Raw genomic sequence first — 16,334 nt, forward strand, 5'->3', positions numbered from 1 at the left:
TATAACCTCACTCTCTTCTTTTTATTCTTCCTCTTCCGTTTTTACAACAGTTTCTTTTCCATCATTAACAATCAAAGCAGTATGACTAGCAACTTTAATACCATCTGCATCGTAATCAATATCAGAGAAGTTAGCGATCACAGATAATGTATCACCAAATTCCGTCTTTTGAACTAAATGATCATCTGTCAATGCTTTAAAATCAGTCATTTCATGTTGTAAAGCTGCTTTTTGGAAAGGAATCCAGATTTTAGCATTTTCTGAGATATCTTGTTTATGTTCATCCCAAGTAGCTTTGTCGATGTGCACCATTGGTGGAGTATTGTACAAATATTCTTTCATACGACGTTCGCCGACTTGATTTTTGATTTTGTAGCTATCCCATTCCCATTGATGAGAAGTGATCACTGAACGGTTGTAAACAAGCTTGTAAAGTGGCAGAGAATAAACAGGATCAGTATAAATTGCTTTGTATTCTTCCTTGATCGGTACGACTTTTTTGTATTTTGTTGGAATACCGCCATCTAATGCAGCATAACTTCCGACATAGTATTCACTTTCTTTGTTTTCACGCATATCAGGATCAGACCACATAATGACAGGGGTTTCGATTCCATGAGCAAAGACCATTTCTTTTGACGCAAAGTCATTTCCCCCTTCGGAACCGACAACTTGACTATTTTGGTTAAAGTAATTCATGCGTTTTAAGCGTCCAGCAACGTCTTCACTTTGTGTAGTCAAATGATCAGGGCTATAGTCATTATAAATTTCGCCAGCAGCATCAGTATCTAAGAACCAAGAATTGAAAGGAATGTTGTTCTGCATGATCCCTGTAAAACGTTCTTCTACATCAGGGAAAATTTGAGTTGGATTAAGTTTACGACCTTTGCCTAAGAAACCAGCAACTTTTTCACCATTTTTCTTAGTAACAGTGGCATCTTCATATAGATTTTTGTTAGGGAACGAGGCAGTGTTCCAGTCAATACTAGCATTTTCTTGAATCGACTGATAAGAATCATAAGGTCCGATCAAATAACCTTCATCAACCGCTGTTTTGACCATCTCAGGATTCATCAAGCCATGTGCCCAGTTTGGTAGACCAATCCAGGCATTTTCGATGCCTGATGATTTCATGTCTTTGAAAACATCAGATGACGTTGCTTGTCCCCATTCTTCAAGCGGTGGTGTTAACTCACCTAAGACGCTAGCCAATAGATGTTTATTCAATGTGTATCGTTCCTGTTCACTTAATTTATTGATGCCTTTATCGATCAGTTTTTGTGCTTTGGCATCTGGATTTTTGAAAATATCTTTGTTGTAAAACTGTGCATAAAGCAGTACATAATTGATTGATGTTAAGAAGGTATTTTTTTCATATTTATAGCCTTCATTGTTTTTAAATGCTTCTAAAGCTTTTAGGTATTCTTCGGAACCATCTTCGCCATATTGAGTCAGTAATTCACCGATCCATTGGAAAATTGGTTTGTCCGCCATTTGTGGTAGTTTCGCCCATTTGATATCTTCAGTCGTTAAGATGCGGCTATTCCAATAATAAACTTGAATCGCACCCCGCATTTTTTTGATTTCTGGATTGTCTTTCTCTTTTTCATCAAGTGTTTTAAATTCACCTAAATTAATTCGATCCATTTGGTATGTTTTAGCGATTGCGACAGGATCATTATCAGTAATATACAGGCGATAATTCAGTGTTTTATTTTTGTCGAAGCCGATAAAATTATGGCTAGCTTCCAGGGTCAAGTGAGGTTCAGTATTCGTTAAAAGATCGCTATTGAACGTATTGTCTGTCACGAACGATGTAGCAAATGTTTCTTGATTGGTAGTAAAAAAGCTCATTGAAAAAGCTTCGCTCATCGATAATTCTTCATTTTGTTTAAAATAGGCAAGCCACTCTTTTTGGTCGTTCGGAATGGTTTTTCCTTCAGCAATGGGCAATACATAATTTTTAGCGTCTAGTTTAGGCCAGGTAAAAGTGGTATCTTCATCGGATAAGCTGGTCAGAGCAACAGCAAGATGATTTCTCTCTTTTTTTAATTTGACCTTGATTTGTTCATTTGGGTAAGTCCAACTGATTTCTTCTTTGCTTTTCTTTAAGTCAGAAACTTCTTTTGTTTCTTGAGGTTTTGATACTTCTGCTTTTTCACCATTTTCGGTAATTGAAACAGTGAAGGTTGCAGGATCGACATCAAAGGAAAAATCAGTTTTGGCATAGGTTTTGTTTTTTTCGATTTCATTGTTGACGATCAGCTTTTCTGATTTGTTTGTTGCATTGTTTTGGTTGAGATTACAACCAAATAAGGATAAGGTGATTGCGGCTAAGCTGAGATAGATAGACATTTTTTTCATGAGTTCTTCCTCCTAAATGGTAACAACATATCCAAAGTTTACTAACTCAATGTTACAGAAAAATGCCAAAATCAGGCATCAAAAAAACAAGCGCAAAATACTACGCTTGTTTGCCAACTTTATAAAAATGTAAAACAAAGATCAATGTCTGATGAACTAATCTAGCTTCAATCGCAAAACCATGCTCGTTCATGATCGACTGAACAATTGACAGACCAAGACCCGTTCCAGAAAGAGTTTTATTCCGTGATTTTTCATGAACATAAAAGGCTTCCCAAAGCTTACTCACATCAAAATCTGAAGTTAAGGAGGTTTGATTACTAATCGTAAATTCGATGAACTCTTCTGTTTCACGCCAACTGACTTGTATTTCTTTGTCCGTAGTGTACTTAATGCCATTGGTCAATAAATTATCAAACACTCTTTTGAGCAAAATTGGATCTGCTTCGATCAATGAAAGCGGCATATCTGTGTCGGCTTCCAGTAACAAGATTGCTTCTTTTTCCATCGTGGGGCGAAGTTCAGTTACGGTTTGTCGCCAAGTATCCGACAATTGTAGGGGCACTTTATGAATGGGTTGTTGTTGTTCTAATTTTGCATAATCCAACATCTGATCAACGATATCATTTAATCGCTGAGTTTGTTGTAAAATCACATCTAGATAAGTTCCGTCATCTAAATCGTCTTCAATGCCTGAACCATATGCTTTGATCAAAGCAATCGGCGTTTTTAACTCATGCGTCAAATCAGCTGTAAATTGTTTCAACTGGTCATTTTTGGCAAGTAAGTTCTTTTGATACGTTTCCAGAGCATAACTCATTTTATTGATGCTCAGAGCTAACTCCCCAATTTCATTCGCTGGAATATCATCGGTCGTCACAAATGTTAGCCCAGTGATTTCTTCTGCTACTTTTTTTAAGTTGACTAAAGGATCCGTTATTTTCCGAACAGAGATATAAATCAATACAATAATTAGAATCAAGGTCAGACTCAAAGAAATAAAGTTAAATGTATTGATCAGAGAGGCAGTTTCGGAAAAATTCACCGTAGAAATGCCTACTAAGTAAAAGGTATTATCAATCACACGCATCTCAACTAGGAAACTGGATTTTTGCTTCCCTTGGTCAAAATTTCGTTGTATAGATTGAGGCGTATTTTGTAGTTGATCCAATGTATCTTGTGTAATCCAGAAACGGTTTAATGCAACTTTTTTTCGATTTAACTCTACATTTAATGCTTCATTAAAATCATCAAGTGAGCTATCGTTTGTACTTTTCGTGATAATAGTGACTTGGTTGTTAGCTTCTAACTCAGCAAGTTGTTTTTCTGAAGTAGCACTATGTTGGATATTGGTCATAGCTGAGGTGACTTTGCGTTCCATTTTTGAAGAATAGTAGTGGGGTACGATCAAACTATTCAAAATGAACATGACAATAAAGCAGCCAATGATGATCAAAGAGAAGGTCAACGTAAGTGTTGTACTGATTTTTCTAATGTTCTTTTTCAATGAGATAGCCAACTCCTCTTTTGGTGGTGATAATTTCATCGCCAATTTTTTCTCGAAGTCTTCTAATGTGTGTATCCACAGTTCGTGCTACACCATCATAATCCATTCCCCAAACACCAACCAATAGTTGCTCTCTTGTCAAAATACTTCCGCGATTCTTGAGTAACATCATCAGCAAATCAAATTCTTTTTTTGTTAAATCAAGCGCTTGTTCATTTTTCCAAACATTTAAATTAGCAGGATCAATCATTAAATTTTTTACATAAAATGAATGAGTCAAACCCAGTAATTTTTTGACCCGTAATAATAGGACTTGTGGATGGAAAGGCTTGGTAATATAGTCATCAGCACCAGCGGATAAAGAAAGAAATTCATCTTCCCCAGTAGCCTTTGCCGTCAGCATCAATATTTTTAATGAACTTTCTGCTTTGATGGTTTTGATAGTCTCGAGCCCATCAATTTTAGGCATCATCCAATCAATAATCGCTAAATCTAACTTTTCTTGATAAAAAATGTCTAAGGCAGTTTTACCATCTAAGGCAGTATAGACTGTAAATCCAGATTTTTTTAAATAGGCTGTGAGGATCTGCACCATTTCTGGGCTATCATCGGCAACTAAAATATTCACGTGTAAAACCTCCTTTTAAAAATTCCCTTAAAAAAAGAAGTCCTTTATTTCTAAAGAGATTAACTTCGTTATTTTTAAAGATCTAAGGTAGCTGATGCATAAGTATGAATCTTCTCTAATTAAGAATAACAGGACATAAAAAGAAAGTCGCATGATTCATCTTGATCATTTATCGTACTTATATAGTTTAAATTCTTCGATCAATTGAATCAATTTTTCAGCGTAATCTGGATCAGTAGCATAGCCACCATTTTGTAAAGCAACAGCAGCTTCTCGATAATTTTTACTTTTTTTAATCCCTTCATAAGAACCACCTTTTAAAAATTCCATATGATCAGCCATAGATTCTTGGATTGTTTCATATTTTTTAAATGAATCATCGATTGTGATCCGTTCACCATCAATAAATTCATCTGTGGGCATAATACTAGATTGTTCATTAAAAGTTCCTTTGATCCCAAATAAATTTTTAGCTTCTACTGCTAGATCACTGCGACCCCAGTCAGATTCAAGAATCGCCTGCGCAATAGTGATACTGGCGAATAAATGCGTTTGTTTTTGTAATAGTTTTGCTTCAGATGCTATTTCATCAATAAAAATCTGCTGATAAGCAGTAGCTTCATCTTGGATTGGTTGTTCTTCTTTGTTGAAAATAAGAAAAATACTAGCAAATGAAAGAAGTAGAATCAATAGTAAAGGTAAGATATTTTGTTTTTTTAGTATTTTTTGATTCATATTGATACCCTCTTTTCTTTTAGTGGTACATTCAGTATAAAGGTTAAATGTTACAAAAATGTGCCAAAGAAGTTAATATTTGTTTGGCTTTCTTAAGAAATGCTTCAGTTTGCTTAAGAATTGACCTAATTACATCCTAAAGTAAAAAGTAAAAAGTAAACAAAGTTCTTTACAACTTAAAAACTATCATTTATGATAGTTTTTGTAAATACCCTATAGGGTATAAAGGAGGAGCATATGTTTTCATTTTTAAAAAGAAATTCAATTACTGCAATTGAACTGCAAACGAAGTTAGAAACAAAACCTGAAGTGATCGATGTTCGGGAAAAGAACGAATTTGCTTCTGGACATATACCTGATGCTATAAATATACCCTTAAGTAAAGTTTCTTCTTATACAAAAAAAAGTGAAGAGCCTGTGTATGTGATTTGTCAATCTGGTATGAGAAGTCGGCAAGCAGTCAAAAAATTGAAAGTTAAAGGAATCGATGCTATTAACGTCAAAGGCGGAATGAGCTCTTGGTGTGGAGAAATCAGAGGAGGAAAGTTATAATGCGTGTAGTGATTGTAGGCGGAGTCGCAGGCGGAATGTCAGCTGCGACTAGACTAAGAAGATTATCAGAAGAGATCGAAATCATCGTTTTGGAAAAAGGACCGTATGTTTCATTTGCTAACTGTGGCTTACCATATTACGTATCCGGAGAAATCAGTGAACGTTCAGAATTAATCTTACAAACGCCTGAACAGTTGAAGAAACGTTTTAACATCAATGTCTATCCAGAAACAGAAGCAATCAATATCGATCGAAAAAGTAAAACAGTTTTGACGAATTCAAAAGGTAAAGAAGAAGTAATCAGTTATGATAAATTGATTCTTTCTCCAGGGGCACAACCAATGATACCAGCAATCGAAGGTTTAGATGAAGCAACAAATGTATATACGTTAAGAAACGTTCCAGATGTCGACAAGATCGTCGCAACAGTCAAAAACGAACAACCTAAACGTGCTGTTGTGATCGGAGCTGGCTTCATTGGTTTAGAAATGGCGGAAAATTTACAGCAATTAGGGATCGACGTTACAATTGTGGAAGCAGCACCGCAAATTTTACCGCCTTTAGATAAGGAAATGGCTGCTTTTATCGAAAAAGAATTGAAAGAAAAAGGAATCACTGTCTATACAGGTGCTGGAGCAACAGCCTTTAAAGAGTCAGGAAACGTCATCGAATTAAATTCAGGGAAATCAATCTCAAGTGATTTTACGATCTTGTCGATTGGTGTTAAACCATCCAGTGATTTAGCTGTTGCAGCTGATTTAAAAACAGGCTTACGTGGTGGCATTCTCGTGGATCAGTCTTATCAAACGAATGATCCCGATATTTACGCTGTTGGCGATGCAATTGTTGTTAAACAACAAATCACTGAAGAAGATGCGTTGATCTCACTTGCTTCACCAGCGAATCGCCAAGGACGTCAAGTCGCAGATGTGATCGCAGGTGTTACACGTAAAAATCAAGGAAGTATTGGGACTGCAATTGTGCGAGTGTTTGATCTTGCTGCAGCTAGTACTGGTTTAAATGAACGCCAATTACGCAACAGTAATCTAGAATATAAAGCTGTTCATACAACCACAAAAAGTCATGCGGGGTATTTTCCAGGAAGTTATCCAATCGTGATGAAGTTGCTCTTTCATCCTGTATCAGGTAAAATTTACGGAGGCCAAGCGATTGGACAAGATGGTGTGGATAAACGAATTGATATCATAGCGACTGCAATCAAAGCAGGTATGACCGTTATGGATCTGCCAGAGTTAGAATTTACGTATGCGCCGCCATTTGGTTCAGCCAAAGACCCTGTAAACATGATCGGTTATGCTGCTACCAATATTGTTGAAGGCTTCTCTGACAATATTCAATACTACGAATTGAAAGAAGCAATAAAAAATGGCGCCATTTTACTAGATGTGAGAAACCCAGGAGAACTGAAGAATAACGGTTCGTTACCTCAAGCTGATAATATTCCATTGGATGAATTAAGAAATCGTCTAACGGAACTTCCTACTGATAAAGAAATCATTGTAAGTTGCCAAAGCGGACAGCGTAGTTATTTAGCAGAACGTATCTTGAAAAATAATGGTTTCAATGTTAAAAATTTAGATGGTGCTTTTCAGGTATATAGTACAATTTACCCGCAGGAGGTTATTAAATAATGTATAAATCAATCATGATCGATGAATTTGAACAATTAGAAAAAAGAAACGATTTAGCAATTATAGATGTGCGTGAAGACGATGAATATGTTTCAGGACATATCAAAGGGGCAAAAAATATGCCGTTAAGTACATTGCAAGAAACGGCTGAATCTCTAGATAAGGCACAATCTTACTATGTAATCTGTCACGCTGGTGGTCGCTCACAAATGGCTAGTGAATATTTTGCTTCATTAGGATATGATGTAACAAATGTAATGGGCGGCATGTCCGCATGGAGAGGGGAAATTATGGATGGCTTGTGATCCTAAATTAGCGAATCGGTTAAAACGTTCAGAAGGACAAATTCGCGGGATTTTAAAAATGATGGATGAAGGAAAAGATTGCCGAGAAGTGGTGACGCAATTGATGGCTGTTCGTTCTAGCATCGATAAAGTGATCGGACTTGTTGTAACAGAGAATCTGAAACAATGTATGGAAGACGAAAGTATCGATCTAGCTAGTGAAGACATGGCAAAAGCGTTGGAAATGATTGTGAAAACAAGATAAAATGAAAGAGCGTGGGACAAAACTGATCTTTCGTTTTGTCCCACGCTCTAAATCCGAATAAACGGCGAGAAAAAAGCAGCGACTACGCTTCGCTCCGATCACATCAAATTCTAAGTGCTAAAGCACTAAGTTTTGAAGGCTTCGGAAATAAGCTGAAATTGCTGTGAAACACAGCGAGGTACGAGCTGATGTAGAATAGTACCTACTTGGTCACAAAAATTTGACAAGCACTTTTCGTGCATTCCCTCTTATTTCTCGGAGCTACACGCTTTTGTCTCGGCCTCTTCTTTTTTATCGTGATAGGTACTTTCTTTCTAAAAATATAAAATGTTTTTCTAATGTATTAAAAGAAATAGAAACCTTTGATAGTGATGTACGGCAGAATTTTAATAGTGTTTTTTGTGTAATAAATTTCGGTAATTCCAAATGTTCTGTCTCAGTTAAGATACCAATATAGTCACTTAAATAATGCAATGCATTTCTTATTAGCTCTGTAGTGGGCAAATAAAGAAAATTGAAGTAGCCGTAATGCCGCTGAAAAGTATCAGCAAAATTAGTCAACAATAATTCATAGTATTCGGATTCTTCATTTAATGCATGTAGAAGTTTTTTTGTTTAAAGGTAGAAAAACTATCTAAAAAAATAATTTTGAGAAATAAAAGAGGAGATATCGCGCTTATCCTCATTAAGAATTTCAACACAGAGGACACCTTCTGGAACATAATAGATAGTTTCGGTTTTTTCATATTCATCAATGATCGACGTATCTTTTTTCATAATATTTTTCTATCTATTGTGAAGTTCTTTTTTTTTATGTTCAATTAAGATTAGATTATCTTTATATAATTCGATTGCTTTCTCCCCTTGCAAGTATAAAAAGTCAATATTAGGCAATTTATATCATGGATATAAATTTTTTTTAATTTCCTCTAAAATAGGTTTTACCAGCTGATTGCGTGACTTGAATGGTACAACATAAAACTAGGAAAAGGGAATGAAGGTGAACTATAAGGAAACAGATCTATCTATCAACAAATTATCAAGCAAGTCGAATATTGGATCGCTAGTAACCAAATGAAAAAGTACGTTTATCAGACAAATAGCAGAAGACTTAGATATAAACCAAACAACGATTCAACGAGCCTATAGTATTTTAGGACAAGAAGAAATTTTTGATCTTTCAGGGAGGGATTGGAAAGTTCATGACAAATAAAATCGATAAAATTACGGATTTACGCTTGCGATTGATTGAGGCACACATGGAAGCTTTCATCCTTCAATTGCAGAAGCTTGATTTAACACAGAACGAAAGAGAGCATATCATTGAACGGATTATGAGGAGTGAAAATGAATAGATTAAAAGTGGAAAATATTTTTCAAGAGCTATCTTTTAATTTGGATAGAAGGGCAAATTCTCGGGGGAAACGACACTGGGAAAACAACACTACTAGACTGTATTTCTGGATAAAAACAAATCAGCCCAAAATTATTTTGAAGTTTCCGAAACGATCAAGCACATACTGATTGAGTATACTCTGTTATTTCCAAGTTTTCAGTTAGAACAGGCGGTAGAGCAACTGGAAATTTGGCAGATTTCTCCTAAACAAAAATGGCGAAAACTTTTAGAAGGTACCAAAACCAAAGTGAAGATTGCTTGTGAATATGCCAAAGTAACGAGTAGTTTTTTATTGAATAAACCGTTTGTCTACTTAGATTATTCCTCGCGCAGACAAGCTAAAAAAATGTTGAGGAACGCTAGTAGCGAAAACAAACTAATAGTATTGAAGAGATGGATACCTTATTTACAGATGTATTATTTATGAATCCAAATCGGTATTGTAAGGTAATCAATTTGGAAGACCTACGAGAGAAAAACATTTGTCTCTAAAAGAAATCTAAGGATACGTTTATTCAATTTTTATCATGAAAAAAGTAAGACGTTTTTCTAAATAGTTTACTCTTGATTTTAATCAGTTATTTGGCTAAATATGTGTTTCAATTAACGATGCTGGAATCTCAAAGGGATCGTTTATCGATTCTACTATCTGTTGTGCCAGCAGCCATTATAACTTAGCGAATCAATCAACTAGATAATCAAGCAAATCATCGAACGTCGGCTAGCATGGTCAATCAGTCGGCTTTTGAGAGGATTGTTCCCAAGTATTTACTTCCTTATGTTCAAATCATCGTGATTAGTGCAATCAATTTAGTATTTAATTTTACAACGATTTCCTTAGGATTTGGATAATTTCTTCTACTATTGCTAGAGTTAGCTGTTTATCTCGCTAGTATAATCAGTTATTTGATTTTACTAAGAGGGATTATCGCTAAATTATAGCTGCCGAATTTTTCAAAAACAGTTGTTGCGGCAATTGGTTGGATACAAGGAGTCATTTCAAGTTGTGAAATCAATGAAGAGCTAAAGGACAAGTCAAATTCCTATAAAGTCGCTATTTATCCTTAAGAGCGTGGGATTAAAAATGAGGGAATCAATGAACTTAAAAAAAGTCTAGGAAAATAAAATGTTTATCTAAAAGTGTTATTTATTTTATAAATTAATGAAATAACATTGAGGACTAGAACAAAGCAATCGTCTTATTGACCGTTCAATCAAGTGGTCCATCCAAAACGGTTCTAGATTACCTAAATAAACATAAAGATGAAGAAAAATTAAGCATTTACTTAACCGCAGATTCAGGCGCAAGGTCAAAAGATCCTGGTCATTTAGATGTTACGACAGTAGCTTCTAAATCAGAGAATGTTACTGTTTTCAGTAGAAAAATTAAAGAAGCTCTATTGAAATAAGGAACGTTGAATTAAAATAAATTTTTATTTCGCTGTTCGCTTGTAAAAAGAACGTATGTTTGCTATCCTGTAAATTATAAGGAGGGATAAGTATGAGTGTGACATTCACCGTAACAAAATGGGATGAGCAACCCGTAGATGAACAAAAAATTGATTTCCCAGTAAATCGAGTTCGAGCAGAATATGAGCTTGAAGGCGTTTTGCAAGGTAAAGCATGGGTTGAGTATTTGCTTTATTACTTAGAAAGCAATAAAGAAGATGGACATCTTGCAACAGCTAGAATCACGGGATTCCTTCATTTTATAGGCCAATATAAAGGAAAAACAGGAACCTTTACAGCGGCTGAAAAAGGAATTTTTGATAAAGGCTCACTTGATTCCCCGGGTATGATCATTAAAAGTACAGGAGAAATACAAGGATTGACGGGTTCTTATCAATATGATTTTGTTGGTGAAAATAATAAGTTGATTTTGGATTTCAAGGACAAAGAATAAACTTTCTAGATTGTTTTATATTATGCATTATTTAACGATGCACACTAAAGCTAAAGCGACAATCCTAGCAGAACAACTGAAAATATCGACACGTACGGTTTATCGAGACATTGACATATTGTCTGCATTAGGCTTTCCAGTGTACGCTCAAAGCGGACGGGATGGTGGGATTCGTTTATTGGATACACATCATTTGTCCGCTACTTTTGTGAATGATGCAGAGCAAGATCAGATTATTTTAGCACTGCAAAATTTAGCAGCGACTAATTTGAAAAACGTCACCCCTTTAGTCAACAAACTGTCCTCCTTATTAAAAAAAGAAGAAGAACAATGGATCGATATTGATTTTTCAACTTGGGAAAGAGAAGATGAAGCAAATGTCATCGGATTGATTACCAAAGCCAAAAAGCCAAAAAAATGTATTATTTTTTTCTACACCAATGGAAAAAGCCAAAAGACGACACGAGAAGTAATGCCAAATAAATTGATTTTTAAACAAAATGCCTGGTACTTAGCTGGTTATTGTTGTGTTAGAAAAACCACTCGACTGTTCAAATTAAGACGAATGACTGAATTGGATATTTCTATTGACGATATCAATGAAGCTTATTTGATCAAAGATTATCAGCCGAAGTTTTCAAAGTTAAGGTAAAAAATGACCTGTTTTACCAGGTGCAAGAAGACTTACCCGATATCGAAGGAGAGCAAGACAAAAAATATACTAAAGTAAAAACCTGGCAGCCGAAAGGTTCTTGGCTAACTTCGTACTTATTATCATTTGGTGCTTCAATAGAAGTAGTGAACCCAATTGAATTAGAAGAAAAAATTAAAGAAGAAGTTATTAAAATCAATCAGATTTATTTTTGATGTGTTCTAGATTTTTTCGCCATACCTCTTGAAACAATGACTATTGATTGAGATAATAGCAAAGAAAAGAGGGATCATATGGGACAAATTTGGCTTGAACGATTACTTCGCTGGAATGCAAAGATTCAAAAATTATTGGTAGGAAGATATGCCCGCATAGATCAATTGAATAACACCTTGATGAGGATTAGTTTGATTCTATTATTGCTTAATTTATTTTTACCAACATCGATTGCTTTTTGGGTAGCTGCAGGTTTATTGTTGTGGATGAACTATCGTTTTTTTTCTAAAAGAATTTATCCGCGCTCCAATGAAAATACTCGTTATGTTTTAAAAGTACAGCAACTAAAAAAGAAGGTCAATTTTTCAAGGGAAAAGCTCAAAGAGCGTAAAATTTATACTTTTTTTAAGTGCCCAAATTGTAAACAACAATTGCGTGCACCCAAAGGGAAAGGTAAAATAAAAGTGACATGTTCAACTTGTAAAGAACAATTCAATCAATCAGTGTAAGGAATGACAGTTCCTTACACTTAGGAAAGCCAAAAGCATATGATATTGGTAAAATTAATCCAACAAAAATGATTATGCTCCAAATCCAGTTGAAGGAAATCTATTAGAACTACCAGCAGAAACAAATATTATTGATAATGATAATGCAAGTTGTGCAATGTATCTAGAGGTTGGAAAAGAAACTGTACACAAATTCTTTTTAAAAAAGCAGCAGATACCTATAAAGGTGGTGTGGCAAATAACAAATTAGTTGTCACTTCTAGTAATGTTACAGCAGGAAAAGCTTTTAATGGTACCGTTACTTGGAGTGTAGATAATACGTATTAATAAAATGATGAATTACATTGGAAATTGTTGCCTAGTTAGTATATACAAAGAAAGAAGATAGGCTAACGAAAAAAGCAAAAAGTACTATTACTATTAATTTTCTTAGCTCTAATCAGCTCACCACTATAACTGATACAACGTACAATTCTATTCTAGTTTATACAAATAATGAAGTGAATTTGACAAATAACAATCAGAAGGTTGTCACTTTAGATGTCTATAAATAAGATAACACTAAATTAAAGCCAACAGAAATGCTGACAAAATTAGGTCAAAAAAATAATACCTATAACTATTTTCTTGAAACGGAGAAAAATTTTTAGTCAGATATATATAGATCAACGGAAGTATCCTTTGAAGTTCAAAATATCCTATCTAAAAATGAAGTGTGTACTCGTATTTCAGTAAGACTGAAGTATAGCTCAAAGAGTTATATCTCCGTCTTATTTTTTATTTTCCGCCGATAGTAAAATTAAGCTAGACAACTAAATAAGTCATTTGTGCTACACTCAAAATAGTTCCGACCAAAGAATTATAAGGAGTGAAGACAAATGACCTATACTCATCTTACATCAAATGAACTCGTGATGATAGAAGCTTATTTCAATATGAGCCAACCTGTTACGATGGTTTCTAAGACTTTAACTCGTTCTAGACAGACAATCTACAATGTTTACAACTTCCTGAAACAAGGAAAATCTATCTGTGACTATTACCAACAATATAAAGAAAATAAAACACGTTGTGGTCGACAACCCATTAGTTTGCCTACAAAACAGCATGATTACATTCAATCTATGGTGGCTCAAGGGTGGACACCTGATGTGATTATTGGTCGAGCTGAGTTTCCTATTTCATGCTCTGTTAGAACACTTTATCGTCAGTTTAAAGCGAATCAATTTGATTGCTCAAAACTACCAATGAAAGGGAAACGAAAGCCCAACGGGCATAAAGAACGTCGTGGAAAGCAAGCATTTAAACGCAATATTTCAGAACGATCCACTGACTACCCTAATTTCCAACAGGAATTTGGGCATTTAGAAGGTGACACAATTGTTGGCGTTCATCATAAAAGTGCCATCATCACTCTAGTTGAACGCCTTTCAAAAGTGATTATTACATTAAAACCAAATGGTCGGAAAGCATTGGATATTGAAAAAGCGACAACTGATTGGCTACAAAAGATTCCCAGAAACTTGTTCAAATCCATTACCTTTGATTGTGGAAAAGAATTTTCAAATTGGAAAAACATGAGTAATGTCAATGATATTTCTATCTATTTTGCAGACCCTGGAACCCCCTCACAACGCGGATTAAATGAGCATTCGAATGGGTTATTACGTAAAGATGGGCTGCCTAAAACAATGGATTTTAATCAAGTTGACCAAGCTTTTGTTGCGGCTGTCACCTCTAAAAGAAATCACATACCAAGGAAATCTTTAAATTATCGAACACCATTAGAAGTATTTTTGAGTTACATAAATGAAAGACATTTGTCTAGCTTAATTTGACAAATCAAATTCTTTAAACTAAATATGTTTTTTGACGAATAATCGTGCTTTTTTTACCAATCTGTTCCTGTTTAGTTAGTAGTCGAATGAATTATGTTATAATAAAAAAAACTATTTAGGCTGGGCCAGATTGTTCAGTTTTAAAATTATACAAGGAGGAAAGTATATGCGTGCAGTATTAACAGTTATCGGTAAAGATAAAGTGGGAATTATAGCTGGAGTTAGTCAGAAATTAGCAGAGTTGAATATGAATATCCTTGACGTTTCTCAAACGATTATGGATAGCTATTTTACAATGATAATGATATTAGAAATTTCAAAAGAAAAAAGTGATTTTGAATTAATTCGTTCAGAATTAAATACCTTAGGTGAAAAACTCGGTGTGACTATCAGTGTTCAAAATGAAGAAATTTTTAATACGATGCATAAACTATAATAATCCCTTCAAGGAGGAGTCAGCTTGGAAACAAATCAAATTTTAGAAACTATTCGTATGATCGAAGAAGAAAATTTAGATATTAGAACTATTACGATGGGGATTTCCTTATTAGATTGTATTGATAGCGATAGTGATCGAGCTTGTCAAAAAATCTACGACAAAATTACTCGATTAGCTAAAAATCTAGTTAAAGTTGGCGAAGAGATCGAATCTGAGTATGGAATTCCGATCATTAACAAAAGAATTTCTGTAACACCGATTAGCATTATTGCAGCAGCTAGTTCAGATGTTGATTATGTGAAATACGCTAAGGCTTTAGACAAAGCTGCTCAAGCAGTTGGTATTAATTTTATTGGTGGTTTCAGTGCCTTAGTAGAAAAAGGCTACCAACATGGTGATGCTATTTTGATTAACTCGATTCCTCAAGTTTTGGCAGAGACAGAGTTCGTCTGTTCTTCAGTAAATATCGGTTCAACTAAAGCAGGGATCAATATGGATGCTGTTCGTCATATGGGTTATGTAATCAAAGAAACCGCGGAAAAATCTGATATGGGCTGTGCTAAATTAGTAGTATTTGCGAATGCGGTGGAAGACAATCCATTTATGGCCGGTGCATTTCACGGCGTTGGTGAGGCTGATTGTGTGATTAATGTAGGCGTTAGTGGGCCAGGTGTAGTCAAACGAGCCTTGGAAAAAGTCAAAGGAGAGCCTTTTGATATTGTAGCCGAAGTAGTAAAACAAACCGCATTTAAAATTACCAGAATGGGGCAATTAGTAGGTAAAATTGCTTCAGAGCGTTTGAATGTTCCTTTTGGCATTGTAGACTTATCCTTAGCACCGACACCAGCAGTGGGTGATAGCGTAGCCTATATTTTAGAAGAAATGGGCTTAGAAAGTGTTGGAACTCATGGTACAACTGCTGCTTTAGCTTTGTTGAATGATGCAGTGAAAAAAGGCGGCGTAATGGCTTGTAATCATGTTGGCGGATTATCAGGCGCATTTATTCCAGTTTCAGAAGATGCAGGTATGATTGATGCAGTTAATAATGGCGCACTAAACTTAGAAAAGTTAGAAGCAATGACTGCGATTTGTTCTGTTGGTTTAGATATGATTGCAATTCCAGGAGAAACATCAGCTGAAACAATTGCTGCTATGATTGCGGATGAAGCGGCGATCGGTGTGATCAATCATAAAACAACTGCGGTCAGAATCATACCAGCTAAAGGAACAAAAGTGGGTGATATGGTCGAGTTTGGTGGTTTATTAGGTCGAGCCCCCGTTATGAAAGTTAACGACTTCGCTTCAACTGATTTTATTCTTCGGGGTGGTCGAATTCCCGCACCGATTCATTCATTTAAAAATTAGATTAAAAAAAGTCTATGAGTATTTGTGAT

The 16,334-nt window shown here is 35.1% G+C and carries 17 protein-coding genes; 13 read left to right on the top strand and 4 right to left on the bottom strand.

Going from position 1 to position 16,334, the window contains the following annotated elements:
* Nucleotides 1-21: 21 nt before the first annotated feature.
* The 4 genes from AC4BBR_RS04645 to AC4BBR_RS04660 all read right to left on the bottom strand — a co-directional run bounded on the left by AC4BBR_RS04645 (nucleotide 22) and on the right by AC4BBR_RS04660 (nucleotide 5,234).
* On the bottom strand, nucleotides 22-2,364 hold the full coding sequence (locus tag AC4BBR_RS04645; RefSeq protein ID WP_490461392.1) for a glycoside hydrolase: 2,343 nt from the start codon (nucleotides 2,362-2,364) through the stop codon (nucleotides 22-24).
* Between the two features lie 100 nt (nucleotides 2,365-2,464).
* Nucleotides 2,465-3,910 (bottom strand): sensor histidine kinase, encoded by a 1,446-nt coding sequence (locus AC4BBR_RS04650; protein WP_490461393.1) that lies wholly within the window; start codon nucleotides 3,908-3,910, stop codon nucleotides 2,465-2,467.
* Nucleotides 3,855-4,499: a response regulator transcription factor gene (locus tag AC4BBR_RS04655; protein WP_490461394.1), complete on the bottom strand. Its 645-nt coding sequence runs from the start codon at nucleotides 4,497-4,499 to the stop codon at nucleotides 3,855-3,857. The genes AC4BBR_RS04650 and AC4BBR_RS04655 overlap by 56 nt, the downstream gene beginning before the upstream one ends.
* Nucleotides 4,500-4,664: 165 nt before the next feature.
* On the bottom strand, nucleotides 4,665-5,234 hold the full coding sequence (locus AC4BBR_RS04660) for a glycoside hydrolase family 73 protein (protein WP_490461395.1): 570 nt from the start codon (nucleotides 5,232-5,234) through the stop codon (nucleotides 4,665-4,667).
* Between the two features lie 237 nt (nucleotides 5,235-5,471).
* On the opposite strand from AC4BBR_RS04660, the gene AC4BBR_RS04665 reads away from it, so the two are divergent.
* The 13 genes from AC4BBR_RS04665 to AC4BBR_RS04725 all read left to right on the top strand — a co-directional run bounded on the left by AC4BBR_RS04665 (nucleotide 5,472) and on the right by AC4BBR_RS04725 (nucleotide 16,305).
* Complete coding sequence (locus tag AC4BBR_RS04665; protein WP_490461396.1) at nucleotides 5,472-5,786, top strand: rhodanese-like domain-containing protein; 315 nt, start codon at nucleotides 5,472-5,474, stop codon at nucleotides 5,784-5,786.
* Entirely contained in the window at nucleotides 5,786-7,438 is a 1,653-nt protein-coding gene (locus AC4BBR_RS04670; protein ID WP_490461397.1) for an FAD-dependent oxidoreductase, read from the top strand. The genes AC4BBR_RS04665 and AC4BBR_RS04670 overlap by 1 nt, the downstream gene beginning before the upstream one ends.
* Nucleotides 7,438-7,743, top strand: coding sequence for a rhodanese-like domain-containing protein (locus AC4BBR_RS04675; RefSeq protein WP_490461398.1), 306 nt, complete (start codon nucleotides 7,438-7,440; stop codon nucleotides 7,741-7,743). Before AC4BBR_RS04670 ends, AC4BBR_RS04675 begins: the two co-directional genes overlap by 1 nt.
* Complete coding sequence (locus AC4BBR_RS04680) at nucleotides 7,733-7,987, top strand: metal-sensitive transcriptional regulator (RefSeq protein ID WP_490461399.1); 255 nt, start codon at nucleotides 7,733-7,735, stop codon at nucleotides 7,985-7,987. Before AC4BBR_RS04675 ends, AC4BBR_RS04680 begins: the two co-directional genes overlap by 11 nt.
* Nucleotides 7,988-9,189: 1,202 nt before the next feature.
* The gene (locus AC4BBR_RS04685) at nucleotides 9,190-9,342 is read left to right on the top strand and encodes a hypothetical protein (RefSeq protein WP_490461400.1); all 153 of its coding nucleotides are present in this window, start codon (nucleotides 9,190-9,192) and stop codon (nucleotides 9,340-9,342) included.
* Nucleotides 9,343-10,884: 1,542 nt separating this feature from the next.
* Nucleotides 10,885-11,286 (top strand): DUF3224 domain-containing protein, encoded by a 402-nt coding sequence (locus AC4BBR_RS04690; RefSeq protein WP_490461401.1) that lies wholly within the window; start codon nucleotides 10,885-10,887, stop codon nucleotides 11,284-11,286.
* 22 nt (nucleotides 11,287-11,308) lie between these two features.
* Nucleotides 11,309-11,938 carry a helix-turn-helix transcriptional regulator gene (locus AC4BBR_RS04695; protein WP_490461402.1) on the top strand — a complete coding sequence of 210 codons (630 nt, stop codon included), beginning with the start codon at nucleotides 11,309-11,311 and terminating at the stop codon, nucleotides 11,936-11,938.
* Between the two features lie 20 nt (nucleotides 11,939-11,958).
* Nucleotides 11,959-12,153 (top strand): WCX domain-containing protein, encoded by a 195-nt coding sequence (locus AC4BBR_RS04700; protein WP_490461403.1) that lies wholly within the window; start codon nucleotides 11,959-11,961, stop codon nucleotides 12,151-12,153.
* A gap of 78 nt (nucleotides 12,154-12,231) precedes the next feature.
* Nucleotides 12,232-12,663: a hypothetical protein gene (locus tag AC4BBR_RS04705; protein WP_490461404.1), complete on the top strand. Its 432-nt coding sequence runs from the start codon at nucleotides 12,232-12,234 to the stop codon at nucleotides 12,661-12,663.
* Between the two features lie 150 nt (nucleotides 12,664-12,813).
* Nucleotides 12,814-12,990 carry a hypothetical protein gene (locus AC4BBR_RS04710; RefSeq protein ID WP_490461405.1) on the top strand — a complete coding sequence of 59 codons (177 nt, stop codon included), beginning with the start codon at nucleotides 12,814-12,816 and terminating at the stop codon, nucleotides 12,988-12,990.
* A gap of 551 nt (nucleotides 12,991-13,541) precedes the next feature.
* Complete coding sequence (locus AC4BBR_RS04715) at nucleotides 13,542-14,501, top strand: IS30 family transposase (RefSeq protein WP_490459128.1); 960 nt, start codon at nucleotides 13,542-13,544, stop codon at nucleotides 14,499-14,501.
* Nucleotides 14,502-14,667: 166 nt separating this feature from the next.
* A complete protein-coding gene (locus AC4BBR_RS04720; RefSeq protein ID WP_490461406.1) occupies nucleotides 14,668-14,937 on the top strand; it encodes an ACT domain-containing protein in 270 nt (89 codons plus the stop codon).
* 24 nt (nucleotides 14,938-14,961) lie between these two features.
* Nucleotides 14,962-16,305: a PFL family protein gene (locus AC4BBR_RS04725; RefSeq protein ID WP_490461407.1), complete on the top strand. Its 1,344-nt coding sequence runs from the start codon at nucleotides 14,962-14,964 to the stop codon at nucleotides 16,303-16,305.
* Nucleotides 16,306-16,334: the final 29 nt, after the last annotated feature.

This window comes from Enterococcus sp. AMC1251 (assembly GCF_058216535.1).

Excerpts from the sequence above, each read along its gene's own strand:
- AC4BBR_RS04705 (WP_490461404.1), top strand. The coding sequence starts at position 12,232 with ATGGGACAAATTTGGCTTGAACGATTACTTCGCTGGAATGCAAAGATT.
- AC4BBR_RS04720 (WP_490461406.1), top strand. The coding sequence starts at position 14,668 with ATGCGTGCAGTATTAACAGTTATCGGTAAAGATAAAGTGGGAATTATA.
- AC4BBR_RS04660 (WP_490461395.1), bottom strand. The coding sequence starts at position 5,234 with ATGAATCAAAAAATACTAAAAAAACAAAATATCTTACCTTTACTATTG.
- AC4BBR_RS04675 (WP_490461398.1), top strand. The coding sequence starts at position 7,438 with ATGTATAAATCAATCATGATCGATGAATTTGAACAATTAGAAAAAAGA.
- AC4BBR_RS04695 (WP_490461402.1), top strand. The coding sequence starts at position 11,309 with ATGCATTATTTAACGATGCACACTAAAGCTAAAGCGACAATCCTAGCA.
- AC4BBR_RS04670 (WP_490461397.1), top strand. The coding sequence starts at position 5,786 with ATGCGTGTAGTGATTGTAGGCGGAGTCGCAGGCGGAATGTCAGCTGCG.
- AC4BBR_RS04650 (WP_490461393.1), bottom strand. The coding sequence starts at position 3,910 with ATGAAATTATCACCACCAAAAGAGGAGTTGGCTATCTCATTGAAAAAG.
- AC4BBR_RS04690 (WP_490461401.1), top strand. The coding sequence starts at position 10,885 with ATGAGTGTGACATTCACCGTAACAAAATGGGATGAGCAACCCGTAGAT.
- AC4BBR_RS04645 (WP_490461392.1), bottom strand. The coding sequence starts at position 2,364 with ATGAAAAAAATGTCTATCTATCTCAGCTTAGCCGCAATCACCTTATCC.
- AC4BBR_RS04685 (WP_490461400.1), top strand. The coding sequence starts at position 9,190 with ATGACAAATAAAATCGATAAAATTACGGATTTACGCTTGCGATTGATT.
- AC4BBR_RS04680 (WP_490461399.1), top strand. The coding sequence starts at position 7,733 with ATGGCTTGTGATCCTAAATTAGCGAATCGGTTAAAACGTTCAGAAGGA.
- AC4BBR_RS04715 (WP_490459128.1), top strand. The coding sequence starts at position 13,542 with ATGACCTATACTCATCTTACATCAAATGAACTCGTGATGATAGAAGCT.
- AC4BBR_RS04665 (WP_490461396.1), top strand. The coding sequence starts at position 5,472 with ATGTTTTCATTTTTAAAAAGAAATTCAATTACTGCAATTGAACTGCAA.